Source organism: Anaerobacillus sp. QJM3NY_17 (genome assembly GCF_056173665.1).
On the sequence record NZ_CM149685.1, the window covers coordinates 3336466 to 3360034 of the forward strand.

General features: G+C 37.3%; 26 protein-coding genes and 1 tRNA gene. 3 read left to right on the forward strand and 24 right to left on the reverse strand.

The genetic code is table 11. From position 1 onward, the window contains the following. Positions 1-144 precede the first annotated feature (144 nt). The 15 genes from AC0VYV_RS17260 to AC0VYV_RS17330 form a co-directional block, all read right to left on the reverse strand. Positions 145-768 (reverse strand): DUF421 domain-containing protein, encoded by a 624-nt coding sequence (locus AC0VYV_RS17260; RefSeq protein WP_475365710.1) that lies wholly within the window; start codon positions 766-768, stop codon positions 145-147. A 206-nt stretch (positions 769-974) separates the two neighbouring features. Next, positions 975-1910 (reverse strand): aldo/keto reductase, encoded by a 936-nt coding sequence (locus tag AC0VYV_RS17265; RefSeq protein ID WP_475374017.1) that lies wholly within the window; start codon positions 1908-1910, stop codon positions 975-977. 230 nt (positions 1911-2140) lie between these two features. Then, positions 2141-2213 (reverse strand) — tRNA-Ala (locus tag AC0VYV_RS17270). Between the two features lie 269 nt (positions 2214-2482). Next, entirely contained in the window at positions 2483-3031 is a 549-nt protein-coding gene (locus AC0VYV_RS17275) for a tyrosine-type recombinase/integrase (RefSeq protein WP_475374018.1), read from the reverse strand. A gap of 775 nt (positions 3032-3806) precedes the next feature. Then, entirely contained in the window at positions 3807-5417 is a 1611-nt protein-coding gene (locus AC0VYV_RS17280) for a hypothetical protein (RefSeq protein WP_475374019.1), read from the reverse strand. 152 nt (positions 5418-5569) lie between these two features. Then, positions 5570-5779 carry a hypothetical protein gene (locus AC0VYV_RS17285; protein ID WP_475374020.1) on the reverse strand — a complete coding sequence of 70 codons (210 nt, stop codon included), beginning with the start codon at positions 5777-5779 and terminating at the stop codon, positions 5570-5572. Positions 5780-5834: 55 nt separating this feature from the next. After that, positions 5835-8474 carry a phage tail tape measure protein gene (locus AC0VYV_RS17290; RefSeq protein ID WP_475374021.1) on the reverse strand — a complete coding sequence of 880 codons (2640 nt, stop codon included), beginning with the start codon at positions 8472-8474 and terminating at the stop codon, positions 5835-5837. 83 nt (positions 8475-8557) lie between these two features. Further along, the gene (locus AC0VYV_RS17295; RefSeq protein ID WP_475374022.1) at positions 8558-9340 is read right to left on the reverse strand and encodes a helix-turn-helix domain-containing protein; all 783 of its coding nucleotides are present in this window, start codon (positions 9338-9340) and stop codon (positions 8558-8560) included. 99 nt (positions 9341-9439) lie between these two features. Continuing rightward, positions 9440-10006 (reverse strand): hypothetical protein, encoded by a 567-nt coding sequence (locus AC0VYV_RS17300; protein WP_475374023.1) that lies wholly within the window; start codon positions 10004-10006, stop codon positions 9440-9442. A gap of 23 nt (positions 10007-10029) precedes the next feature. Beyond that, complete coding sequence (locus AC0VYV_RS17305) at positions 10030-10530, reverse strand: hypothetical protein (RefSeq protein WP_475374024.1); 501 nt, start codon at positions 10528-10530, stop codon at positions 10030-10032. 1 nt (position 10531) lies between these two features. Further along, positions 10532-10915, reverse strand: coding sequence for a hypothetical protein (locus AC0VYV_RS17310; protein ID WP_475374025.1), 384 nt, complete (start codon positions 10913-10915; stop codon positions 10532-10534). Between the two features lie 47 nt (positions 10916-10962). Continuing rightward, positions 10963-11178: a hypothetical protein gene (locus AC0VYV_RS17315; RefSeq protein ID WP_475374026.1), complete on the reverse strand. Its 216-nt coding sequence runs from the start codon at positions 11176-11178 to the stop codon at positions 10963-10965. 3 nt (positions 11179-11181) lie between these two features. Continuing rightward, the gene (locus tag AC0VYV_RS17320) at positions 11182-11871 is read right to left on the reverse strand and encodes a hypothetical protein (protein ID WP_475374027.1); all 690 of its coding nucleotides are present in this window, start codon (positions 11869-11871) and stop codon (positions 11182-11184) included. After that, on the reverse strand, positions 11871-12122 hold the full coding sequence (locus AC0VYV_RS17325; protein WP_475374028.1) for a helix-turn-helix domain-containing protein: 252 nt from the start codon (positions 12120-12122) through the stop codon (positions 11871-11873). The genes AC0VYV_RS17320 and AC0VYV_RS17325 overlap by 1 nt, the downstream gene beginning before the upstream one ends. Positions 12123-12383: 261 nt before the next feature. Further along, a complete protein-coding gene (locus tag AC0VYV_RS17330) occupies positions 12384-13217 on the reverse strand; it encodes a hypothetical protein (RefSeq protein ID WP_475374029.1) in 834 nt (277 codons plus the stop codon). Positions 13218-14237: 1020 nt separating this feature from the next. Between AC0VYV_RS17330 and AC0VYV_RS17335 the strand changes: the two genes are divergently transcribed. Then, positions 14238-14444 carry a helix-turn-helix domain-containing protein gene (locus tag AC0VYV_RS17335; protein WP_475374030.1) on the forward strand — a complete coding sequence of 69 codons (207 nt, stop codon included), beginning with the start codon at positions 14238-14240 and terminating at the stop codon, positions 14442-14444. Between the two features lie 276 nt (positions 14445-14720). Here the strand turns inward: AC0VYV_RS17335 and AC0VYV_RS17340 are convergent, their stop codons facing one another. The 5 genes from AC0VYV_RS17340 to AC0VYV_RS17360 form a co-directional block, all read right to left on the reverse strand. Continuing rightward, positions 14721-15539, reverse strand: coding sequence for a hypothetical protein (locus tag AC0VYV_RS17340; protein ID WP_475374031.1), 819 nt, complete (start codon positions 15537-15539; stop codon positions 14721-14723). A gap of 1 nt (position 15540) precedes the next feature. Next, entirely contained in the window at positions 15541-15972 is a 432-nt protein-coding gene (locus AC0VYV_RS17345; protein ID WP_475374032.1) for a hypothetical protein, read from the reverse strand. Between the two features lie 66 nt (positions 15973-16038). Next, positions 16039-16809 carry a helix-turn-helix domain-containing protein gene (locus AC0VYV_RS17350; protein WP_475374033.1) on the reverse strand — a complete coding sequence of 257 codons (771 nt, stop codon included), beginning with the start codon at positions 16807-16809 and terminating at the stop codon, positions 16039-16041. A 166-nt stretch (positions 16810-16975) separates the two neighbouring features. Beyond that, positions 16976-17884, reverse strand: coding sequence for a tyrosine-type recombinase/integrase (locus AC0VYV_RS17355; protein ID WP_475374034.1), 909 nt, complete (start codon positions 17882-17884; stop codon positions 16976-16978). 370 nt (positions 17885-18254) lie between these two features. Then, positions 18255-18431: a hypothetical protein gene (locus AC0VYV_RS17360; RefSeq protein WP_430241709.1), complete on the reverse strand. Its 177-nt coding sequence runs from the start codon at positions 18429-18431 to the stop codon at positions 18255-18257. Positions 18432-18615: 184 nt separating this feature from the next. On the opposite strand from AC0VYV_RS17360, the gene AC0VYV_RS17365 reads away from it, so the two are divergent. Next, positions 18616-19209, forward strand: coding sequence for a Crp/Fnr family transcriptional regulator (locus AC0VYV_RS17365; RefSeq protein WP_430241711.1), 594 nt, complete (start codon positions 18616-18618; stop codon positions 19207-19209). On the opposite strand, the gene AC0VYV_RS17370 is transcribed toward AC0VYV_RS17365, so the two are convergent. Together AC0VYV_RS17370 and AC0VYV_RS17375 are read right to left on the reverse strand one after the other, a co-directional pair. Continuing rightward, positions 19206-19916, reverse strand: a complete 711-nt coding sequence (locus AC0VYV_RS17370; protein WP_430241712.1) for a DUF4386 domain-containing protein — start codon at positions 19914-19916, stop codon at positions 19206-19208. The genes AC0VYV_RS17365 and AC0VYV_RS17370 overlap by 4 nt on opposite strands. A 243-nt stretch (positions 19917-20159) precedes the next feature. After that, on the reverse strand, positions 20160-20468 hold the full coding sequence (locus tag AC0VYV_RS17375; protein WP_098444795.1) for a YggT family protein: 309 nt from the start codon (positions 20466-20468) through the stop codon (positions 20160-20162). A gap of 123 nt (positions 20469-20591) precedes the next feature. On the opposite strand from AC0VYV_RS17375, the gene AC0VYV_RS17380 reads away from it, so the two are divergent. Continuing rightward, positions 20592-21584, forward strand: a complete 993-nt coding sequence (locus AC0VYV_RS17380) for a potassium channel family protein (protein WP_430241715.1) — start codon at positions 20592-20594, stop codon at positions 21582-21584. On the opposite strand, the gene AC0VYV_RS17385 is transcribed toward AC0VYV_RS17380, so the two are convergent. Continuing rightward, positions 21575-21985, reverse strand: coding sequence for a YugN-like family protein (locus tag AC0VYV_RS17385; RefSeq protein WP_283153760.1), 411 nt, complete (start codon positions 21983-21985; stop codon positions 21575-21577). The genes AC0VYV_RS17380 and AC0VYV_RS17385 overlap by 10 nt on opposite strands. A 183-nt stretch (positions 21986-22168) precedes the next feature. Next, positions 22169-23530, reverse strand: coding sequence for a glucose-6-phosphate isomerase (locus AC0VYV_RS17390; protein ID WP_475372830.1), 1362 nt, complete (start codon positions 23528-23530; stop codon positions 22169-22171). Positions 23531-23569: the final 39 nt, after the last annotated feature.

The window sequence follows — 23569 nt, forward strand, 5'->3', positions numbered from 1 at the left end:
TTTCCACTGTTTCTGCTCGATAACCTTCCCTTTAATTTGAGAAGCTTTAGTTGATGGTCAAATTGTTTAATCCTTAGCTATTCTATTTTAATGTTCCAAGATTTCCTTTACCATTGTCTACGGTTAAGGAGTAATCATCGTCTCTTACCGAAGCATAAAAATATGCTTTATACTTGAAACACCAGCTGCTTTGATTTCTTTTAATAACCATTCTTTATCTTTATGAATAAGTTCTAAATTTTTATATTGTATTTTCCCCTCAATGACTACTGCAATAGGGAGACTACTATAATCTACATGACAATTTAAGATTTTGGGTGTCACAGGCATGGACTCTTCTTTTGGAAGTACACTTATTTCTCCATTTGGTTCAAGAATAGCGTATTGGATATTGGTAATGTCAGCATAGCCTTTACTTCTTATACTTGATAGTAATTCTGACAAAGAAAAGCGACTTTTTTTAAGATTCATTTTGATTAACTTGCCATGTTTGATCAAAATCGTTGGCTCTCCAATGACAAATCGATTGAGGTGTTTGTATAGACTTAATTTTGATAGTGAGATATGTATGATAATAATAATCGCAATCCCTATTAATGCTTGAGTAACCCCTTCGACTTTGATTGCTTTAATCGCCAGGGTAACAATAAAAAATAAGGCCGTTAAGTCATGAGGGGTAAATTGAGCCAAGGCGGACTTCCCCATAAAGCGTATAACCACAATGGTCACTAAAAACAATATGAGTACTGTTACGATAAACGAGAGCATAGAGACACCTCTTTACTTATCATTTTTTATGTTAGCTTCCATATACCGTATCTCTCATATTGTTACCATCTTTGTCCTTAAACTTTCCATTTCCAAGACTCTAATTTCGAAAATGGGAATGAACGAAAATTTATTGCTGCTCCTAAATCAGACAGTGCTACATTAAAAAAGGCACCTAAGCAACATAGTTTTTTAATTTGTTAAATTTACCAAGGTAGCTTCGAATCCTTTATTTCTTCCGCCCAAATATCCTTTAACTTATTGATCATTTCTATCGATAAGCTACCTTCTGATGCAGCTATATTCTGATTGAATTGATGAATATCTTTTGCTCCAGGGATAATAGTAGACACTTCTTGATAAGAAAGAATAAATTGCAGTGCTGCTTGTGCCATTGAACGATCCTTCCCCAGAATACGACGAACTTTTTCGACTAACCTTCCTCTTCTCTCAATTTCTTCTGCACTCCATCTGCTTCTAATTCCGCTAAATCTACTATTTGCATCATACTTTCCTGTCAGCCAACCTGAATCAAGAGGAACCTTGGTAATCACGCCAACCCCTTGACGTTCAGCTGATTGTATCGCAGCCGCTGGTTCTTGATGAAAGAGATTAAACATAACCTCAATAACCTGACTATCCGTTTTATTTAATAGTTCATCCATCTCTACTCCAGTATCGACCGAAGCTCCATATGCTCTGATTTTCCCTTGCTTCTTTAGATTTTCCAGTACTTCAAACTGTGGGCTGTTTCCATTAAGAGTTGAGAATGGCGGATTATGAAGAAGTAGACTATCAAGATAATCAGTATGTAACCTTCGTAAACTATCATCTACTGAGCTCATCAATTTTTCAGGTTCGAAGTTTTGTTCACCATTCGAATGATGGCCACATTTACTGCTAATGACCATCTGGTCTCTTTTTCCTTTAAAAGCTTTTCCAAGAAGTTCTTCACTTTTCCCATCTCCATAGTTAGGAGCAGTATCAAAGAAAGTACACCCTGAATCCATCGCGTTCTTTACTAAATGAATCGCTTCATCCTCTGTCATCTTTCCCCAGTCTTTTTCATTACCTAGTTGCCATGCTCCAAATCCAATCTCCGACACTTTTATTCCTGTATTTCCTAAGTTGCGGTGTTTCATGAAATAGTTCCACCTTCTCCTCATTCATACTTCCGCTGAATGTTTAATTTAGTTTTTAGTAGGTTTAACAACTAATATATCGTGCAGGAGTGATTTTCCCTAGAACATTCTAAGTTACTACTTTAAAATTAATTACCTAAGATATGGGATGAGGGCTATTATTGATCGTATAAGAAAGAGCCTTCCATATGTTCGATTTGAACGATGAAAGGCTCTTTCTATTATAGTGATGGAGCATAGCGGGCTCGAACCGCTGACCTCTACACTGCCAGTGTAGCGCTCTCCCAGCTGAGCTAATGCCCCGTATGTAGCAAGGTATTATGGAACCTTGGACTTTGTACATGTTTTTGTACTAATTGATATTGTACACAGTCCAATGCGTAACCGTCAAGGTTTATTTCTTGAATAATAAAAAAAGTCCCTCCTTGCTCCACAACGGGAAACAAAGAGGGTAAAAGAGATTATGTGTATTTAGAGGTAATAGGAGACCCCCAAATGAACGCATTGTGAGTGTCACTCACGAACGACAAGTAGAACACTGCTTACTTTAAGAGGTTACTGCACTACCTAATCTACAATGAGAAATCTTTTAATGCTTCATCTTGTGTATCTTGATTCATCCCGATATATCTAAGTGTAACTTTTGGTGAAGAATGATTAAGTAAATCCATTAAAATTGTAATTTCTTGAGTCTTCTTGTGAAAATGATAGGCGAATGTTTTCCTCATTGTGTGAGTACCAATTTCCTCAAGCTCTAATATGTCTGCAACATTGTTCAATATGCGGTAGGCTTGCACTCTGGATATATGCTTATCTCCTTTTCGTGAAGGAAATAAATATTCATTGTCCTCCAAACCTTCACAATACAAGTCAATCTCATTCTTCAAGTTTGCTCCAATAAATTGACGCTTCATTTTGCCGGTCTTATCTTCATTTACTTTTAAGTGTGTCTTGTTCTTCACGTCCTTAACTCGTAACTTCACAAGGTCACTTATTCGTAGAGCTGTGTTGATACCAAGTATGAATAAGAAACGGTTCCTCTTGCCTTGTGCGCCACGGTTTAACAATTGTTTGAAGTCCTCAATGATAGCAACGTCCCTAATTGGTTGAACAAATTCCAATGCACACACTCTCCTTCAATGTAAATAACGCATTTACGTTATACTGTTATTTTTTAATTTGAGTATACTAATGTAACACAATGAAGTCAATGTTCGTTCTTATTGTTAGGAAGAGTGCTCTCCCTCAAGTTTGAAAAAAATTGTGTGTATTTTTAGGGAGTCCGTTGCAGGAGATATTGGGGGTAGCTCCCCCGTGGGGTGGGGGTCTACAAACTTTCTACTTTGACTCACTCGTGTTGTCCTCCTTGCGTGGACTCGTGTGTCTAAAATTGAGTTGTGTGCCTGTATACCCGTGTAGTATTCATGCAGTCTGAATGTAACACATTGGAATAGTGATACATTAGAGTCTTGTTGTATCAAGGGTGATTCAATCTATGAATACTTCATTTATGTATTTCTTTATACATTGTATAGCTTCATGCCTTGATACATAAGGGTATATCAATGTATATCTCAATGAACCACAATGAGTCTGATTGAGTGCTATTGTCTACGATAATGTATAACAATGTGGAGAATACGAGGCGCACACAGAGTCCTCAATATAGGGACACCATTATAAACACATTGTCAGTTCCATTGTCATCAGCAAGGGTATTTCAAGGGATGGTCTCAAGCATGGAGTTACCTAACAATTTGACGCAATGTGAACGCATTATTCCGTATAATAACTACACTTTCTCACACATTGGCATTCCACAAGGTAATAGAAAAGGTTCATTCAACACAGGTCATACCACACAATGTACGTGCGCTCACAAAGTTATACCATTAACTAGATTATCCCTCTAAAAAAGTCTATTAGAGGACGAAGAAGCTCACCTAAATTTGATTTATCAGCATTGTCCAATTGAGAATATGTCAAAAGAATTGAAACCACAGCTATAAATGCTGCTATAACTGTAAAAGCCAATGTAAATAAGGTTAGCCAAAACGTTCTCTTCCGAAGAGAATTATTTGTTTTAACTTCAAGTAATCTAGTTACGTCATCTATGGATTTAGCAAAATATTGGGAATGGTCATAAGTTTTATCAATTAAATATTTGGTATTATCTACAATAAAGTCGAACCAAGATTTCTTGGAAAACCTAGGTCTTGCAAGTTCAAACTCCGTTATATTACTTTTAATATTACGTTTGATTTTTTTAAAATCATCTTCTCCAACTTCATTCCTGAATCGTTTTAGAATGTTAAGATTCCGTTCCAAATCATATCTAATATTTATTAGTTTTTTGTAATTTGGTCTCTCCTTCTTGATTGATTTATAAATATTCTTTTGTTTAAGCGCAATTTGTTTACTAAGCTCGATTACGTAGGTTCTTATAACCAACAAAGACAATAAGTTTGTTGAAAAATCTTCAGTTTGTGCTAATACTTGATTACCTAAATGTCCGTACATTCGTTCAGTAGGAAGATTAGAATTACATGTAACTTTTATTGAGCTGTCCAACATATCGTATTCAGTGCTAGGAAATACTTGCCAATATCCATCTTCCGATAATTCAAAAGAATCATATCCTGTCATGCATATAGAATTCCAAAAATCATTTCTTTTTTCACTTTCATTTCTTTTATATGTACAAGATTCTTGTTTAATTGTAAAAATTTCAACGCTTGGTGACACAACATTAAGGCTATTAAAATATAACTCAAAGTATTTACTAACTTCTTTCAAGACTCTCCATTTTATCTCTAATAGCATATCTTCAATGTATACTGATTTTATAAAGGAACCCGGATACATTCTTTGAAATAGTTTTATTCTGCGTTTTTTATAATATTTTCTATTCTCAGGAGAAAACACTTCTCCATCCTCAACATTTTTCTCTACGCATTCTTTAAATTCTTTCAAAAAGTTTTCAGATGGAGTAATAATAAACTCTAAAATGATTGAAGATGAAGAAATTTGGATTCCACGCACTCTCAATTCACTTATAAAATCATTTAATTTATCTTCCTTATTAAATGGCAGGCTTCCAAAATCACTCCACCATCCACCATGGATGTTCTCCCTAACTCCATTACAGAACTCGTCTATTCTTGTAATATCATTAGTGGAAAATGTTTTTGGTTCATAGCGCCTAAATAGCTTTTTTAATCCTTTTTGCAGATTGTCTACATTTTCAATTGGAATATATTCAGCAACATTTATTGAAAGTAAATCAACCTCAATCCCATCCGGTATTTCATTTGTTACATCTTTTCTTTTATAAGTCTCTTCAAATTCTTTAATTACTTTTGACAACAACTTGGGAATTAATCTCGCGGACTCTTCGTCAACAGGTATCTTCCTAATTAATGGAACAACTTTATCAGTGAATTTCCTAGACATTTTTCCCACCAGTGTGTATCTTTTTCTACTGTATGGATTTTTTATTTTAATCATTTCATATCCCCTTGTATTTCACCTGACTTAATACTAAATTCGACAATCTTCCAACCATTACCTTTTCTATTAATTATAGCGCTTGAGACAGCGATTGTGTTGCATTTATCTTTTACATATCGCATGAGGAGCCATAACACTCCTCTCATTGATTACAAATACTTATCAAATTTCAGCATGTGACCGTGGAACCTGTATTGAACAAGAATTTCTTTCTCCTCCATATTGCAATCCAGAGAATAATAAACTCTAACCACAACAATCCCACGTTGTCTGCCGTATTTCTCAACCCTGAACCGCTCCACACCTTCCATTCTCATAATGTGTGGTCTTAGCTTTATCATAATTTGTTTAATACTCATACATAATCTCTCCTTTTAAATTAAATAAGAGGAGTCACGTGGACTCCCCTCTAAATTACCTTGTAGTACGTCTCTTTCTTTCTTGCATTGAAGCCAGTTCTCTTGCAATGCGTTTCACGTCTGCTTCTTCTCTCACAACAAGCTCTGCAATATTGAAGGTGTTTTGAACTCCACCGTTACCGTGTTTAAGTTCATCCTTCATATTGTCAGAGATAGCACGAGCAAACGGAGCCATATAACGTTTGTGTTGAATTGGAATAACTGCTTCCGCTCCACGTTCTCCAACTCCTTGTCCTCCACCAAGTAATGAAGCACCGTTGAAAATGTTACCCTTTGCATTCCAGTTCACATTGAAGTCAGGGTATGGAATCCCCATGACTCCTTTTTTCATGGAAACACTAACTTTCGGTAACTTAGGTTTAGGAATAGTAATCTTCATTTTGTTGAAAGCACCTTTGATTGCGTCAATGATTTTCAAAACGGTATTCTTTGCACTCTCAATTGGTTTTGTAATAGCATTCTTCACACCATTCCAAACGGTTGTAGCAACGGATTTAATACCATTGAAAGTTGTGGATAAACCTGATTTGATTCCGTTGAATACAGAACTCACAGTTGATTTGATTCCGTTCACAACACTAGTAATAGTGCTCTTGATACCATTCCAGACACTAGAAGCGACTGATTTAATGCCGTTGAACGTACTAGTAATACCGGACTTCATTGAATTGAATGTTGCCTTTATGGAGTTCCAAATTCCAGTAGCAACTTTCACAAGGAGGTTTTTCATTGCGGTGAATGCCTTACCTGCTAAACTTCCAAGTTTCTCAACAATAGAAACTGCTTTGTCCTTACCGTACATGAACTTGAGCACAATGTTATCCCATTGACCTTTCACAAGAGAAACGAGTGCTTTTGCCATGCTCTTTACAACTTTGACAATCTTACCGTAGAAGGATAGGTTCATGAGTCCCCAAATGAGTTCAATTGCTCCCATGAAGAGTTGCTTTACTCCCTCCCACATTTTGCCGAAGTTACCTGTAAAAAGTCCTGCAAATACTTTCACAAGTCCCATAATAACGTTCAAAGCTCCATTGATTACATTCTTGATTGCACTCCAGACACCTTTGATTATCATGAGAACTAGTTTCATTGCTACGTCAATGATTGGAGAAATAGCATTCCACACATTTTGAACCGCTTGGAGAATCATTGCTCCATTTTCATTCCAAAATTGTGTGAGCGTTGCAAGTTTCGTTTTCACATATTCCGCAACTACCGTCAAAGCATTCACTACAACTTCTTTAATCTTCATGAACGTGTTATTCACAAGGTTCCTAAATGGTTCAATCTTTGCATAGGCAATTGCTAAACCTGCGACAAGTAATGCAATTCCTGCCACTACTGCCAACACTGGAGCCGATACCATACCGAATATCGTTATTAATGCTCCAACACCTTGGGCAACCAACCCGACTCCAATAAGGATAGGAGGGATAATAGCAGCTAGTGCACCAAATGCCACAATACCTGCTAACAATGCAGGGTTTAAGGATGCAAATTTGTTCACAAGTCCCGTTATTTTATCCATGAATGTTCCAAGAGCCGGTGCAAGTATCTTTGAAATCTGTATTCCTGCATTCTCCATGGCACTCTTGAAGGTATCAAATTTACCCATGAGAGTATTTCCCATAACGTCTGCCATTTGTTGCGCTTGTCCTTTGGAGTTTGTAAGTTCATTAGTAAATCCCTTCATGTTCTCGGAACCTACGTCAAGAACTGCCATCCATCCTGAAACAGCTTCTTGTCCGAACATTGTTGCAAGCGTTTGTGCTTTTTGTTCGTCCGTCATACCTTTTGTTCCATCCTCAATTTCTTTAAGCACAGAAGGCATGTCTTTCATTTTGCCATTAGCGTCAAAGATTGCCATTCCAAGACCGTCCATGAGTGTACTTGCTTCCTTTGAAGGATTTGCAAGACGTAGTAAACCTCCACGAAGAGCAGTTCCTGCTTGAGAACCTTTCACACCTGCGTCACTCATCTTTCCAATCATGGCACTTGCTTCCTCAACACTCCATCCCATTGCATTAGCCACAGGAGCTACATACTTCATAGCGTCACCAAGTTCTAACATGTCTGTATTGCTTGAACTTGTTGTTTTAGCAAGTACGTCAATATACTTAGCAGAGTCAGTTGCCTTTGCTCCAAATCCACTAATAATATTTGAAGTTATATCTGAAGCAGTACCAAGGTCGATTGCTGAAGCTGTTGCAAGGTTCAACATGTTAGGCATTGCAGACATTATTTCATCCACTCCCCAACCTGCACGAGCTAGAAACTCCATACCTTCTGCACTCTCCGTTGCGCTCCAACGTGTTGTAGCTCCCAACTCCTCTGCCATTGAACTCAATTTCTTGAAGTCAGAACCTGTTGCACCACTCACCGCACTAACTTTTGCCATTTGTTGCTCAAACTTAGCGCCTGTGACAATTGCACCGGCTCCCAATGCTAACAATGGAGCAGTCACACTTGCGGAGAGTTTTGCACCAACTCCAGTCATGCTTTTGCCCATTGAAGTCATTTTACGTCCTGTTGATTGCAAGTTATTTTCAACCGTGCTCATACCACGTGTAAACTCACTTATGTCAGAACCTACTCTGACCATGAGTTCTGCTAATGTTGCCATAGTCTTCATTCCTTTCTCTTCTTATAATTGAAAAAGAGCCTCCCACAATTGGAAGACTCTTTAACGCATGGAGCACACAAGGCTCCTTTTCTTTATTTAATTGGTTCATCATAGTACCGTAATTTTTTCCTTTCCGGTCTCTCTAACCCATCTGCTTTATACTTTCGATAGGCTTTTCTTATTCTGTCAGAACTAATCCCAGTCGAATAAGAGACAGCACTAATTGACCAACCTTCTTCGTAATACGTCTTGAGAACTCTTTCATAATGTTCTTCAAGCTCTTTCCCTGACTTTGCATATTTGCTATCAAAGAAAAGAGCACGTTCACCCTTCTTAAAGTCCTGCTTCACCATTTTCAAGAACTCTTCTTCACTTACGTTTTCAAGTTCGTCAATTTCATACACAAGAGTTACACATTTAGGAGCTTCATTATTCCTTTCCGTTTCATCTTCAAAGAATTGAATTTGAAGGGAACCGTCTTCAAGGTATTTGAGACTTTCAAACGACACACAACTTGAATTTAATTTCATTGAAAGCAATAACTCTTCAATCTCCGAAAACCTCAAGTCAAGAATGTCTTCAATCACTCGTTTATAAATAAAACCTTCTTCCTGAAGACCTGCCCTAATATTGCGGACAGTTGAAATATTAACCTTTAACTTTCTTGCAATGTCTTTTTCACTCTTTTTTGCTTTCAATAGAGTAAAAACTTGCGTCCTCAGAGGAGTTTTATTGTTTCGGTCTTGAATATCTCCCTTTGCGATACCAGTTTGAATCCAATGTCCCACGGTACTTCTTGGAACACCTGTTGCTTGAGTAATTTGAAAATGAGTTGCACCTTCTTGATACATTTTATATACCTCATGTTTTTTCATATGTTGATAATCTCCTTTCAAGAGCAAATTGTTGATTGCGTGTATTTTGACCGTTGTTTAGAATGACTCCACATACAATTGAACAAACAAAAAGAAGTGTTAGCATGTGCCAACACCTCCCAAATTTGCAGAAAGAATGGAATAATCAAAGCCGTGTTTCCTGAAAAGTAAATCAAAACTACTAAACTCCCCAACATGAGGAAAATGAATGACCTCACAAATCAGTTTCACAAGGTGTGCTTCTTCTCTATCGTTGCATTTGTGCAGAACTTCATTATCTTTACAAACATGCCACGTGTCACCAATCTTCTCTGTTTCAATGAAGTCTTGTTTACGTTTTGTGTTCCGTCTGTGACTCGTTGCCTTCAAGTTTTCCCGTGTATTATCAAGTGAATTATGATTCAAATGGTCAACATGCAACTCACTTATATTCTCAAGGCTCATAACCAACCGGTGCAAGTAAATATGAGTTTTTTTACCGTTTACCGAATAAGTTGTATGCACATAATATTTACCGTTTCGATTATTACGGTTCGTAGACCAAGTACCTGGAATAGCTGACACTCTTTCAAAGTCTTCAATACTAACAAGTGCTGTTTTAATGCCTTCAACAGATTGCACAAAAATTTCAACTTGATTTCCTATTTTTCGATAAGCGTTCTTCATCACATAATCTCCTATCTATTTATTTAGTTGTTTTTCTCTCTGTTTTTCGGTTCATCCAAATCCAAGTCTTCCATACTCTCAAGCATTTCCTTACGTTTCTGTTCAGTGTCGTATATTTCATCTTCAACTTTGACTGTGTGACTGTGTTCCTGCTTAAACTGTCCTGTTATTTGAAAGAACACCTTAACAGCTTCAAGACGAATCTTTTCACTCTTTGACTTTCCTGCTAAATCATGGAGTGTTTTAAACATGAGTCCCATTTGTTCTTTATTCCAAGACTCTAGCAGTTCCACCATATACCGTTTAAAAGCTTCCTTCTCTCGTATTTGTGCACCGTGTGAAGTGCTTTTGATTCCAGCCAGTTTATAACATTCTGAAATAGTCATTCCATTCATTTCACGTCCTGCCATAAGTACAGCAAGCTTATATTCCCTCTCTGTTAGCTTTCTTGAATTATTTGTCCGAATTGGTGCAAGCTCTGAAGAGATTTGGTCAATTGTCAATCTTTCAATTTCTTCACTCATGTTATTTCATCTCCTTTTTTCTACGATAACGAATCCCACTTATCGTGTTTTCACAAGCTCTCCCTTTGAACTGCCTGAAGTCTTCCTCAAACAAATCAATAAACTTTGCGTATTCCTTTTTCATCGTAATGAAATCTGCATGTACACCAAGAGGAACGTTTAACACTTCCTTTGAATCGATTAACACGATTACCGTACAATCAAGACCGCCTTCCACAACTTGAAACTCATATTCATAGCTGAAAACCATAACTTCACTCTCCCTAATAATATTTTTAAGTTCATCTACTTTCTTTTGTAGAGAATCAAAGGAGGACTCAAGTTCCTGAATTTGCTCCACAATCCTTTCTATCTCCTTCAACTGCCTTTTCTTTATCCACAACACTCAAAACCTCCCATAATAAAAGGCTCCCCGTGTTGGAGAGCCGTGTGTTATTCCTTTTCCTTATATCCGTCCTCAAGTAATTCAAGAGCCGTCTTATCTTTATCGTTTTCCTCTTTGGCACTCTCCTCTTCTTTTTCCTTCTCCTGGTCGTCTTCCTTTTCGTCCTCAAGGAGTAGGAATCCAAGACGTAATTTAAGTTCTGCCGGTAGTTCGTCAATCTTTCCCTCTTCGTTTAATTGTCGTAAGCGTTCATTGTTCATCATAATTTATTTACCGCCTTTCTTTTTATCAAGTTCAAAGAGTTTCAATCTTGCTTGATTAGCGTCTAATACAATTTCTCCCGTTTTGATATACAGCTCTAATGTGAATGAAGGACTTTGACTTGTTGCTTTTTCCACGTCTTCTTTTGTTGGGAATGCAACGTCAACGTCACGTCTACCATAAGAAGAGAACCCTTGTAATTCTTTCTTGTTTAGCTTCTTTGGATTATCGAAGAGGTCTTTATTCCCTTCCCTGTAAATTGCGTCATTCAATTCTTCAAGTTCTGCCTGAAGTTCATGCACATTGGAATACTTCTCATGAATCTGCTTCATATACTCAAGTTTCATCCTTACAAATTCTTCTCTCAATGCCTTAACTTCATTTTGCATTTCTTTGTAACGTTCTTCACGGTATTCAACCAATGCAAGAACTTCTTCATGCTTTTCAGCTTCAGCAAATTCTTCTGTCATTTCAATCTGTTTATCGTAAAAACGTACCTCATCATAAATTTCAGAGATTTCTTTGTCTACTTTTTTAATGTCCGGCAAGGTACTTCCACGTTTTGTGAGTTCATATTTCTTTTGATGAAGAGGTCGAATACTCTCCTTCAATTCGTTCCGTGTTTGCTCCATACTTTTCACATTGCCTTTGATACGTTCAACCGCTTTCTCGAAATTCTCTACTTTTTTGTTCATTACATAATCTCTCCTTTTTTGTCTGTATGATATTGGTCAATCAATTTAAAAAGCGTCTCCCGCTCAACTACTCGGAAAACGCTTTGTTCTAACTTATCTAAATGTTTAGGACTTAATTTTTTTAATTGTCCATGTTCCCATTTGAACACTGTGGCTTGAGATACTCCTATCAAACTTGCAAATTGACGTTGAGACAAGCACATAATGTATTCTCTGATAGGTTTTATATCGTTAGGTTCTAGTTTTCTCATTGCATTCTTTTCCTCCTTGCTAGTAATCAATTGAACACCATGAAACCAAAATAAAATAAGACTCACTAAATGAGTCATTCTCTTTCTTACTTATATAAGTAGCTGCACCTATTCCTGTACAACCTTATAAGTAAAAGATAAACAGCTTTGAACAAGGATACCGTCATATACTAGCAAAACTGAATATCTTTCTTCTTACTTACATAAGTGGCTGAAGTTACTTCCATACAACCATGCAGTCACAATCTCTTATAAACAATGTTATTTTCCATGTATCAAGAAAGTATCAACAATATCCTCACTCGGTTCTCCATCCATGCGATAAAACACAAGGGGATTAACCGTGTAATGTGCTTTTCCTTGTTTAGTGGTTTTAGAGAATACAATATAATCATCAAATTGCATTTTAGATATTCTTCTACTCAATTCTCTTGGAGTATATCCTAATAAATCAGCAAGTTCCCCCAACGAGAATGCCTCAACTTTACGTGGGTCAATCTCACTAGGATTTTTACAGATAATATTAGACTTATAATGAATAAACGGAAGAATCATGTACATTATCCCTAAATCTGAAGGGGTTAGTTCCGAGTAGACTTCACGTACCTTAGTCGAGAATACTTTGACAACCTGTTTACTGCGTGTAGAACCACGGAAATGATACTTCTCATTAACCTTATATCCATTATCCAACTCAATAAGCATATCGTTATCAACAAGTTTCTTTACTAGTTTTAGTCCAGTAGGCTTTGAGATACCAAGAATTTTAGCAATGTCCACCTTCTTCATTGGCTTTTCCTTTTCATGTGTACTCCTATATAAGATACCAGTGTAATCTGCGAATGTTTGTAGATACAAATAATAACCAAGGTCTTTAACAGTCAAGTCACTTTCACCCAATCTAATTTCCTCCCTTACAGAATCAACTTTGTCCATTCGTGCAAAAGTAAACATTCGTTGACGTGATTTCCTTTTCTCTTGAATCTCCTTGTAACTCTCTGCTTGCTCCCTGGATACTACACGGTCACCCTCTGCAAACTCCTTCAAAATCTCCATTTCATCTAAATCAACTATTGCTAACCTTCTTTTATCCATTTCAAACTCTCCGTTCTACCCGTACTCAAGAAATAACTCTTGGTACATAATAGAGCGACTGATAATGCAATTTCACAACCAAGGTGGTTTGAACCTTTACCTTATCTAGCAAGTGAGACGCTTATAATAATTTAAAACCTCTATTTGTTAGTATTATCTACAAAGAAACACAAGGTTGACCTTATGTCATGTGTCCAAAACTTTACCTTTTTGATAAGTTATGTGTTCAAAAGTTTACCTCCTAAAAACCGCCTCCCCCCTTACTCTCCCAAGGGATACAGCCGTTTTACGTCTGAAATTACTTCTTATCTTGATAATATAACCTCTCTAACAAAGATTGTTTAAAAGGGTTTGTGCAAAAGGTACTAATAATGAGGGGACTTGTTGCGCAAAAGGTACTATGTCAAAAAACATGGTAAATCACATTAAAACTCCATTTTTCTCTAATTCACTCAAATTTACTACCATATCCATTTTACTACTTCTTCTTATTCTTGAGAGACCTGTGAAACATAGGGTAAAAAGCTAACATAAAGTGCCTAAATATAGGGTAAAAAGTTAACATTGCAAAATAGCTACTAAATAGCCTTTTTAATTGATAATACTCGTTATTACTCACGTTTACTCGTTAACTAATCAAACATTTCTTCTTAGTCTTGACTGTGTTTAAGTTCAAGTGATATTCAACTCACTCCGTTCGTTGGTTGCTACGCAACGATATTTTCACAAAAAGGAGTCTTTATATAAGTTCATCCACAAAAATAATAAGGATAACCGCCGGCTTTTATCCATTGATGACAGCTCGTGGGGTCATTACTTCTATTGTTGTAATTGTTTTAAGGAGGATTGTATTACTTGTAAAGGAGTCATGAACGAAGTGAATGGAGGAGCGAAGCGAGTCACGTATTAAACACGTGCACGGTCATAATGTATATAACAGTTTTAGAAGCATATTGTGACTGCTTTACGCAATTACGCAAACAGGTTATACTCTTTTGTAAAAAGGAGTTTGTTACACATATGAAAATACACTTTGAGTTAGATAAAATAATGAAACAACATGATATTACAGGGAAGGAACTTGCTAAAGCTACTGGACTTAGAGAGTCCACAATAAGTGAGTTGAGACGTGGAATGAAAACTCAATTGAACAAGGAGCACTTTGCAAAACTTGTTGAGCATTTTCAAATTACAGACTTCAATGAATGGTTTTCAATAGATGAGTAATACAACGATTACGCAATGCCGTAATTCCGTTATAAGGCTTGTTAGTGGCTTCTGAATGCAATTACACGCTGGCATACTAGAAAACACCGTATAAGGCAATTGTGGACGTTCTAGTGATATATTAGTGAGTGTTCCATTGATATATTTTTCAATGTATTTTGGATATATTAGTTAAAATATATTTTCCCCATTTGGACAATTGGGAACCACTGACTTTTCAAAATCTGTTCCAAGTAAAAAAAAGAAGGCTCCATGTAGGAGTCCCTCTGCGTTAAATTACATAAATGGAAGTGATTGTAGTAAAGTTACAATTTGAGTACCAAAAGAATAAACCGCACTACCTGAAGTTGCAATTTCACCAATTTGTTTAATCTTATCCACCGCTGTTTTTACAATAATCTTTTTAGGTTTATCAGATTCAGCTTCTTGCACCGCAGCTTCCAAAATTTCAACTGCTTCTTCTTTATCAGAAGCGGAAATAGTCTCATCCTCCATGAGTGCTTGAGCAAACTTTTCACTGACTTCTTTTAATTCCTCTACTGATTCATTATAGGTTTGATTTGCTTTAATTGTAGCCTCACCTTCAGCATGGTTCAACTGACCTCTAAAACTCTTAATATTATATTGAGTGCTTGATTTTTTATCCAATCCCATATCTATCGCCATCTCCCCTAAATAAGTTGTTATATAATCGACAAGAGGTTTTACAACTTGTTGATTAAAATTGCTAACAGCGTCCTGAATTTTTCGTCCGTCGTTGTAACCATAAGCAACGTTATAATATTCAATATCATTTTCTGCAATGTATTTTAATAATTGATAGATAAAAGAAATTTCTTCTGAATATTCTACAGGTATTTCAAATTTACTAAGACCATTTCTATTTTCAATAATATCTTTAATATCATAATCTGAAGTATGATTACTTTCAATAAATTCACATATTGTTGGTGATTTATCAATAAATGTTAGGAATCTAATTAAATTATCATTTGCTTGTTGAAAATGCGACCTTAGGAACCTACTAGCAATTCCTCTAAAATTCATAGATAATTTTTTGTACTCATTTTCAGTAAGTCTAATTTGTTCATTCATATTAGTTCACCCCACAATATGGACAATACACACTTGCCATTTTCTGGTCTATATTAACTTTAATCACTCTATTACAACAATTTAAATCTATCTTTTCTAAATTATCATCTTCTGTAAGTAATTTAGGCGTTTCCTCCTTAGGTTTGTTCAATTTCATACTTAATCCCGAGCCTTTCATTTTTCTACTAGATTTTTTAAAGGAATTGTATATTTCTTTCTCTACAAAGTTTTTCATTAAAGTTTCAGCATGTTCCATTACTTCAGGCGGTAGGAAGTTAGATGGTTCATCGACTAGTCCACAAGACGGGCAGTATAGCTCTATGGTATCTTCAGACTCTATATCTCCCCCCATAGCTTTGAAACGTTCACTACAATACGGACAAACCAAAGAATAAAACCCCTCGCTATCAGTAGGTATTTCAATAAAATCCACGCTTATCCTCCCCTTTCAATCTCTTTTCAAATATACCATACTTTGGAATATATTGAATCTATCAATCTATACACCAAGCCAATCATATATAGGTGTTACTCCCGCATTTCTCCTTTGTTCAGCAGAAATTTCCCTTTCATTGTCCTCAATAGCGCTCCTCATGCTTGTCCACAGGTATCCAAACAAGGAACCTTTCACACGTCCTGTTTTAATAGAATAGATAACACTTTTAATAACATTTCTAGTCGTCTCCATATCTACTTCATAGGGAATACTAGAGTAAATCTCAAACGACTTGTGAACCTTGTACCACAATTTGAGAATGACATTGTTATTGAAGAATGGTTTTACAAGGTTTAAAAACCACGTAGGGACTTGATTTGATATGTATGAAGAATCGTGGGCTATATCGTTATCTTTTAAATGATTACTTGCTTTAATAGAATCTGTTTCAACTGCTTCAACCGGCTCCAAATTGTATGTCGTGACTAACCCCGTGCTCTCCTCACGATGGGACAAGACGTTAGGACACATAATGGTTAAAGACGCTCCAAGCCCTCCCGTAATTTTCCTCAATTGCTTCACACGTTTAATAATACCAAGCTCAACAAGTACTTTAAGTGACCGTTGCACGGTTTTATATGATATTTTCAATGTGTTAGCAATGGTTTGCACTTTAAGATATGAAACACCTTTAAACTTGACGCTATACTTTGAGAGCAACACAAATACTCCTCTTGTGTTCTCGTTGAGGTTAAATGTTGAAAGGACTTCATGAGTAAACTCATTGAGTTCTCCCAATGAATTAAACACTTCATACTTCCTTAGTTCTAACACTGGTTTGTCTCCTTCCATTTGGAAAGAGAGCCATACAGGAACAAGGCATGCTCCGTTGAATGGGCATACTTGTCCATGTTATAATTGAATCCTAACCACAGGAGTCAATGCGTTGAGGTCAAACACGTCGCCAAACGTGCTCAACCGTTGGCTCTCTTTTTATTTGTTAAATCAAGTCTCTTAATGGATTCGTTTCGTCCATCGTTTCCTTTAATTCATGTGCAAAATAACCAATATAACCTTGTGTAACACTGATTTTTGAGTGCCTTGCTAACAATTGAACCTCTCTCAAATTCGCTCCATTTTTCAGGAGACTTTTAATGTAATAATTCCTCATGGTATGCGGTGAAAAATCCCCTTCAATCCCAAGTTTTTTCTTCAATCTTTTAAAGAAATTTTGAATACCATTTTTGGTGAACCTTTTACCTTCACGTGTAACAAATAATGGATTAGGAGCCTTATCAAATTTCCGTTCCACAAATAACTTCCAATCTAATAATTCTCGTGCTAATGAGTCAGACAAAGGAATACTTTGACGTTTTCGTGATTTACTTTCATTGATAGAAATGAGGTGGGAGGGAAAGTCTATATCTTCCCAATTCAACCGTTCAATTTCACTTAATCTCATTCCAGTACCAACCATGAACAATATGAGCACATAATTTCTCCGTGAGGTAAATGTGTCTTCACGTCTTTTAATACGTCTTAAATGTGATAGCACCAATTGAATATCTTCTGTTTTAACAATCTTTGGTGACGAGTCTTCTCTCATTAATTTGATTCCTTTTGTGAAATTCGTTTCAGATAAATTCTCCTCAACAATCCACCGAGAGAATGAACGAAGCAACTTCAACTTTGAATTAACCGTTTTGGGTTTGTTTCCGTTGTCAGCACAATCCATCAAGTATTCTTTGATTTTCCGTGGAGTAATGTCTTCAAGTTGTTCAATGTCTTTAGAGAAGAGCCACACATTAAAATGCTTAAACAAATTCACATAAGAAGTCAGACTGGATTCCTTTAAACCTTCAAACTTTCGTTCCACAATGAACTCTTTTTGTAATGTTTCTAACAACACAAAAAAACCTCCTTAGACTCATGTACAGAGTCCAAGAAGGTTTGTATTTAATCCATATTATGACCTTGATTCGACTTTCAAGTAAAAGCCTTGAAATGTCTACGAGTCGTAACCCAATGAAAGAGTAAAACACTGCCAGTGTAGCGCTCTCCCAGCTGAGCTAATGCCCCGTATTATGACAGCGATTTCCTGTCGACAAGATTTATTTTATCATAGCTTTTATTGTGAGGGCAACTTATTTTTTGAAATATGCGAAAGTACATAAATCTCATTTCGAAATGGCAGCCTCTATATCAAAAGCCCCTTAACATCATACCAATGTACATAAAGTATAATGTACACAAAGTATTTTGAGGGGCTTTTACTCATTCTAAAACTTTTCTTCTTCTTCCCCTGCTTCTTCTTTTAATTCCAACTTCCTTTTTTCCAACTCCAGTTTCTTTTCCTCTACCTCTAACTTCTTCTTTTTCAAGTCAAAATTCATTACAAAATATAAAAAGATAAACGTCATCCCAACGATTACGGATATAAATAAAAATAGGTCCAAACAAATCTCCTCCAATATTTAGCTTCGTTCATTAAGTATACTTATAAAAATAAACATCATGTTCATTTTTCTTTATTCAACCTGCAATGTTGGTTGAATAAGCTGTTTTAAACTGCCTTACCTCTACCTGTTTAGTGATGCTATACTAAAAGATATATACAATTTTGATAAGGGAGATGAATTCATGAAAGATATCCTTATCCAATATATGAAACGGTTTTCGGATCTCAGTGAATCCGAATTAAGAAAGCTGACAATCGATATTCCTGTTGCTACGTTTAAGAAAGGAACGGTCCTTTTACATCAAGGTGAAGTTCCTGACAAATGCTATTTTGTTTTAAAGGGATGTGTACGGCTTTACGGTGTCGATAAAAATGGAAAGGAGAATACGTTCAATTTCTATACGGAAGAACAAAGTGTCACGATTTTTAATCAGCATACTCCCGACAAAATTTCTCCATACTCTCTTAGCTGCTTGGAAGACTGTACGCTTATTGTAGGTGATTTATCTACTGAGCAGGAAGCTTACGACATGCATCCGGTATTAGAAGAACTGACTCGCAAAATGATTGAAGAAGATATGGGTGCTATGAGGGATAATTTCGCCTCCTTCATTTCTTCGACGCCAGAAGAGCGCTACCACAATTTGATGGAAAAAAGACCCGATTTAATTGACCGGGTTCCCCAGTACCAACTAGCAAGCTACCTGGGAATTAAGCCAGAATCTTTAAGTCGTATCAAGAAGAGGTCCTTATCTAATCTCAGGATTGTAGATTAGTCCATTGTTATTTTTCTTCCTTTTACGAATAACCAGATCCCAAAACCTAATTCACCGATGACCATGGGAGCCATCAGAATTAATTCTAGTAGCCCAATAACGTTTTCAATTTGTGGGATGAAATTGTACATGAAATGAACTAGCGAGTAGCTGAAGCCTGCTAAAACAACTAGAATACTAATCACTTTTGGTATCATTATTGTTTTCATTGCGATCAACCCGACTACGATCAGATGAAGGCCAAAAATGATTAATCCAAATGACCAAATGGCTTCAAAAGCTGTGATGGAATCCCTCGCTTGCTGTGCCACGCGCGATGACGTACCTAACTCTGAATTTTGAACAACACTATTGGTTATCACTAGATGTGAAACCGCATTGGCTAGAATGGCTGTGTAAAGGAAACGAAGCCAGCCGGCTAATAATGCGTAACCAGGATGAAACGGCTTCAAGAAAACATAAAAGCCCCACGAAATAATTAAATCCATAATGATAATGATGAGCCATCCAAGTACCTCAAGACGAAACAAGACTTGAGATGCTTGGATGTTTTTTAATGTTGTTACTGCATCTCCCTCAATGACTAATGAGCTATGAACATACCCTTGAGCAAAAAATGCAGCAAATGTCATGATAAGTAATGCAATTGCTGAAAAGACTGCTGCTTTTTGCTGCATGTTTTGATTAGTTGTTGTCTTTAATTCCATATAAGAGCCTCCTCGACTTTGAAGTTAAATCTATTGTATTTCGTCTGAGGAAGACTTTCATTGACTTAAATCAAGAATATACTATTTTTTAAAATTTGGGCAGGTAAATAGCTTAGTAGTTCGATTCTATTTTACTTCAAAATAAAACCCTCTTACGGTTGCAAGAGGGTTTCTTCTTGTTCTATTACATAATAAAAGTCGTATAACCAATAAAAGAAACGCTGTCCCAGCGTTTCTCATCTCTTATCTTCTCTCCCGACTCGTTAATCCCATTGCCACAAACCGTACAATGAGTGATGCCACGATACTATACACAATCAGTGCAAACACTGCAGAGAATTCAACGACATATTGTCCAGCGAATTCCGTCGTTGGAAAGATGTTTCGAAATGGATATAATAATGGCGCTGAAAAGTCATAGATCCACTGCACGAATGGAGCTGTTGGATTTGCGCTGAATAGTTTCAGCAATATGCGAATTCCAAGAATCGCTTCGATAATGCCAAAAATCAGGCGTACGAGCGATACGAGGAATGATGATAGTGCTCTCATGTTTCTTCACCCTTTTTTAAACTGTCATATCCTTTCTTTACCCTGTTGCGATTGATCACACACGTGTCGTTTTTTTCCAGTGATTGATGGGCATAATGGATGTGGAGAAAGGAGCGTTTTACTTTGAGATTACGTGACTTAGTTTATTATATATCCCGCTATCCGCCTGTATTACAACTAGGTGCACTGATTGTGCTAATTCTTATAACGATGGGCTTTATCATGCATCTGGTGGAGCCGGAAATGTTTCCGACCGTTTTCGATGGGGTGTGGTTTGCGATCGTGACGGCTTCCACGATTGGGTACGGTGATACATCACCTGAGACGGTGAGAGGGAAAGCTTTTGCGATGGTATTTATTATGTTTGGCGCTGGCTTTATGACGTTTTATATGGCGAAGCTTGCTTCTTCCTTTGTGATGACGCAGGGGGCGCTTGGTCGTGGAGAGCGAAGTTACGAGCGAGCCAATCATGTAGTTGTGGTTGGTTGGAATTCGCGCAGCAGACATACGATCAAGGCGCTGTTATCCAATCAGCCTGAACGATCCATCGTGCTCATTGATCATTCGCTTACGGAAAACCCACTTCAAAAAGAAGGCATTCATTTCATTCGTGGAAACCCTGGTGAGGACAGCACATTACGAAAGGCGAAGATTAGCGATGCGCATACCGTTCTTATCACAGCGGATCAGTATAAAAGTGAAATTGAAGTGGATATGCAGACAATCCTTACCCTTTTAACGGTTAAAGGGATCAATCCTTCGGTGTATACAATTGTGGAAATTCTTTCGCCTGAGCAAATTGTGAATGCTGAGCGAGCTGGTGCGAATGAGGTAATCGAAAGTGCCCACCTACTCAGTACGGTTATGACGAATAGCGTTTTCTCTCACGGGATTTCTACTACTTTGCTTGAGATGCTAACGCATTTAAAGCCTAATCAGCTTGATTTCATGAGTGCTGAGTCGTTTAGTGAAGAGTCCTTTTGTGATGTAGCACAGCAACTAAATGAAAAAGATATCCTGATGATTGGTGTAAAAAGAGGGAGTGAGCTCGTCATGAACCCCTCCCCTTCATTTCTTATTGCATCTGATGATCTCTTACTCGTGATTCACACATAAGATGAGAGCGCGGCGTCTAGTTCTTTCACGTATCGCTCTCCGTATTTCAGCCATTCTTCATCAATTTCAGCATCTTTATTTGTGGGCTCTTGGAACTGATTAAACGATGCTGAGATATTCCCGATATTGCCTTCAGGATCAACACCTGCCTGATACATATGAGAGAGCATGAAAGGCTGTCCAATTTCAACAATTGCGCCATCCGCATCAAGCTCTTTTTTTACAGCTTTGATTGGTACTCTTAGAAAAAGATATCCGTCTTCATCATCGATTTTATAGTCGAAATAGCCGTGATCGTATTCCCAGCCGCCTCCATAGCTATAGCCTAATTGGCGGAGCTTGTCTTCCATAATACTAAGTTCGATCGTTTTCCCTTCAAGCACGGAATTCATTGGAATCATGTGCGCTTCCTCCCTGTTTACGTAGTCTACGCTTATCGTGTCCAATGAGGGAGATTTCATGAATAAAAAAGCGCAAGCGCTCGATTAGTTCCGACAAGTGCTGGAGCTAGACTTCACTGAATTTCATTCTTACTTATCTTTGAATAAAAAAAGAGAGCGCCGAGGCACTCTCTCTTGTTCGTTCTATTCGTTTGTCTTAAGGCGATCCTCAAGCTCAGCTTTTTCTTTTTCGAATCCTGGTTTACCAAGAAGCGCAAACATGTTTGTTTTGTATGCTTCTACTCCTGGCTGATCGAATGGATTCACGCCAAGTAGGTAACCGGAAACAGCACATGCTTTTTCAAAGAAATAAGCAAGGTAACCGAAGTGGTAAGGCGTCATTTCAGGGATGTTCACAATCAAGTTCGGAACATCACCATCTGTATGAGCAAGCATTGTACCTTCGAATGCTTTCTGGTTAACAAAGTCCATTGTTTCACCAGCAAGGTAGTTCAGCTTGTCTAGGTTCTTGTCGTCTTCTTCGATTGTGATCTCATGACGCGCTTTCCCAACGTTCAATACTGTTTCAAACAGGCTACGACGGCCGTCTTGAACATATTGACCCATGGAGTGAAGATCTGTTGAGAAATCAACGGATGCTGGATAAAGACCTTTGTTGTCTTTACCTTCACTTTCGCCAAAGAGCTGTTTCCACCACTCAGAGAAATAGTGTAGAGATGGCTCATAGTTCACTAGAAGCTCGATGTTCTTGCCTTTGTTGTAAAGGGCATTACGAACCGTTGCATACTGATAAGCCTGGTTAGATTCAATGTCAGATGTGTTCAAGTCATCTTGTGCATCTTGAGCACCTTTCATCATCTCTTCAATGGATATTCCGCTTGCTGCGATTGGAAGAAGTCCAACAGCTGTAAGAACAGAATAACGTCCACCAACATCATCAGGAATCACGAAGCTTTCGTATCCTTCTTCGTCAGCTAGTGTTTTAAGAGCACCTTTTGACTTGTCAGTAGTCGCATAGATGCGACGACGAGCTTCTTCTACGCCGTATTTTTCTTCAAGGAATTTACGGAAAATACGGAACGCAATTGCAGGCTCTGTCGTTGTACCAGATTTTGAAATGACGTTCACGGAAACGTCTTTGCCTTCAAGTACGCTGAAGAGGTCCTGTACATAAGTTGAGCTAATGTTGTTACCTACGAAGAAAACTTGTGGTGTTTTGCGCTCTTCTTTTGTTAGAACGTTATAGAAAGAATGGTTCAGCATTTCGATTGCTGCACGAGCACCTAAATAAGAACCACCGATACCAACAACAAGAAGCACGTCAGAATCTGATTTGATTTTCTCAGCAGATTTCTGAATGCGTGAGAATTCTTCTTTATCATAATCATGTGGAAGCGTTAGCCAGCCAAGAAAATCGTTGCCAGCCCCTGTTCCATTATGTAGCGCATCGTGTGCAGCCTTCACTGCATCCGCCATGTATGTTACTTCATGTTCGCCAACAAACGACAATGCTTTTGAATAATCAAAACTTACTTTTGAAGTCATAATTAGCCTCCAATTATCATTTTTTTGTTCTTCACTCAC

Bases quoted from the DNA above. Each gene is read 5' to 3' on its own strand.
- AC0VYV_RS17260 (WP_475365710.1), bottom strand. From the start codon at position 768: ATGCTCTCGTTTATCGTAACAGTACTCATATTGTTTTTAGTGACCATT.
- AC0VYV_RS17265 (WP_475374017.1), bottom strand. From the start codon at position 1,910: ATGAAACACCGCAACTTAGGAAATACAGGAATAAAAGTGTCGGAGATT.
- AC0VYV_RS17280 (WP_475374019.1), bottom strand. From the start codon at position 5,417: ATGATTAAAATAAAAAATCCATACAGTAGAAAAAGATACACACTGGTG.
- AC0VYV_RS17285 (WP_475374020.1), bottom strand. From the start codon at position 5,779: ATGAGTATTAAACAAATTATGATAAAGCTAAGACCACACATTATGAGA.
- AC0VYV_RS17290 (WP_475374021.1), bottom strand. From the start codon at position 8,474: ATGAAGACTATGGCAACATTAGCAGAACTCATGGTCAGAGTAGGTTCT.
- AC0VYV_RS17295 (WP_475374022.1), bottom strand. From the start codon at position 9,340: ATGAAAAAACATGAGGTATATAAAATGTATCAAGAAGGTGCAACTCAT.
- AC0VYV_RS17300 (WP_475374023.1), bottom strand. From the start codon at position 10,006: ATGAAGAACGCTTATCGAAAAATAGGAAATCAAGTTGAAATTTTTGTG.
- AC0VYV_RS17305 (WP_475374024.1), bottom strand. From the start codon at position 10,530: ATGAGTGAAGAAATTGAAAGATTGACAATTGACCAAATCTCTTCAGAG.
- AC0VYV_RS17315 (WP_475374026.1), bottom strand. From the start codon at position 11,178: ATGATGAACAATGAACGCTTACGACAATTAAACGAAGAGGGAAAGATT.
- AC0VYV_RS17320 (WP_475374027.1), bottom strand. From the start codon at position 11,871: ATGAACAAAAAAGTAGAGAATTTCGAGAAAGCGGTTGAACGTATCAAA.
- AC0VYV_RS17325 (WP_475374028.1), bottom strand. From the start codon at position 12,122: ATGAGAAAACTAGAACCTAACGATATAAAACCTATCAGAGAATACATT.
- AC0VYV_RS17330 (WP_475374029.1), bottom strand. From the start codon at position 13,217: ATGGATAAAAGAAGGTTAGCAATAGTTGATTTAGATGAAATGGAGATT.
- AC0VYV_RS17335 (WP_475374030.1), top strand. From the start codon at position 14,238: ATGAAAATACACTTTGAGTTAGATAAAATAATGAAACAACATGATATT.
- AC0VYV_RS17340 (WP_475374031.1), bottom strand. From the start codon at position 15,539: ATGAATGAACAAATTAGACTTACTGAAAATGAGTACAAAAAATTATCT.
- AC0VYV_RS17365 (WP_430241711.1), top strand. From the start codon at position 18,616: ATGAAAGATATCCTTATCCAATATATGAAACGGTTTTCGGATCTCAGT.
- AC0VYV_RS17370 (WP_430241712.1), bottom strand. From the start codon at position 19,916: ATGGAATTAAAGACAACAACTAATCAAAACATGCAGCAAAAAGCAGCA.
- AC0VYV_RS17375 (WP_098444795.1), bottom strand. From the start codon at position 20,468: ATGAGAGCACTATCATCATTCCTCGTATCGCTCGTACGCCTGATTTTT.
- AC0VYV_RS17385 (WP_283153760.1), bottom strand. From the start codon at position 21,985: ATGATTCCAATGAATTCCGTGCTTGAAGGGAAAACGATCGAACTTAGT.
- AC0VYV_RS17390 (WP_475372830.1), bottom strand. From the start codon at position 23,530: ATGACTTCAAAAGTAAGTTTTGATTATTCAAAAGCATTGTCGTTTGTT.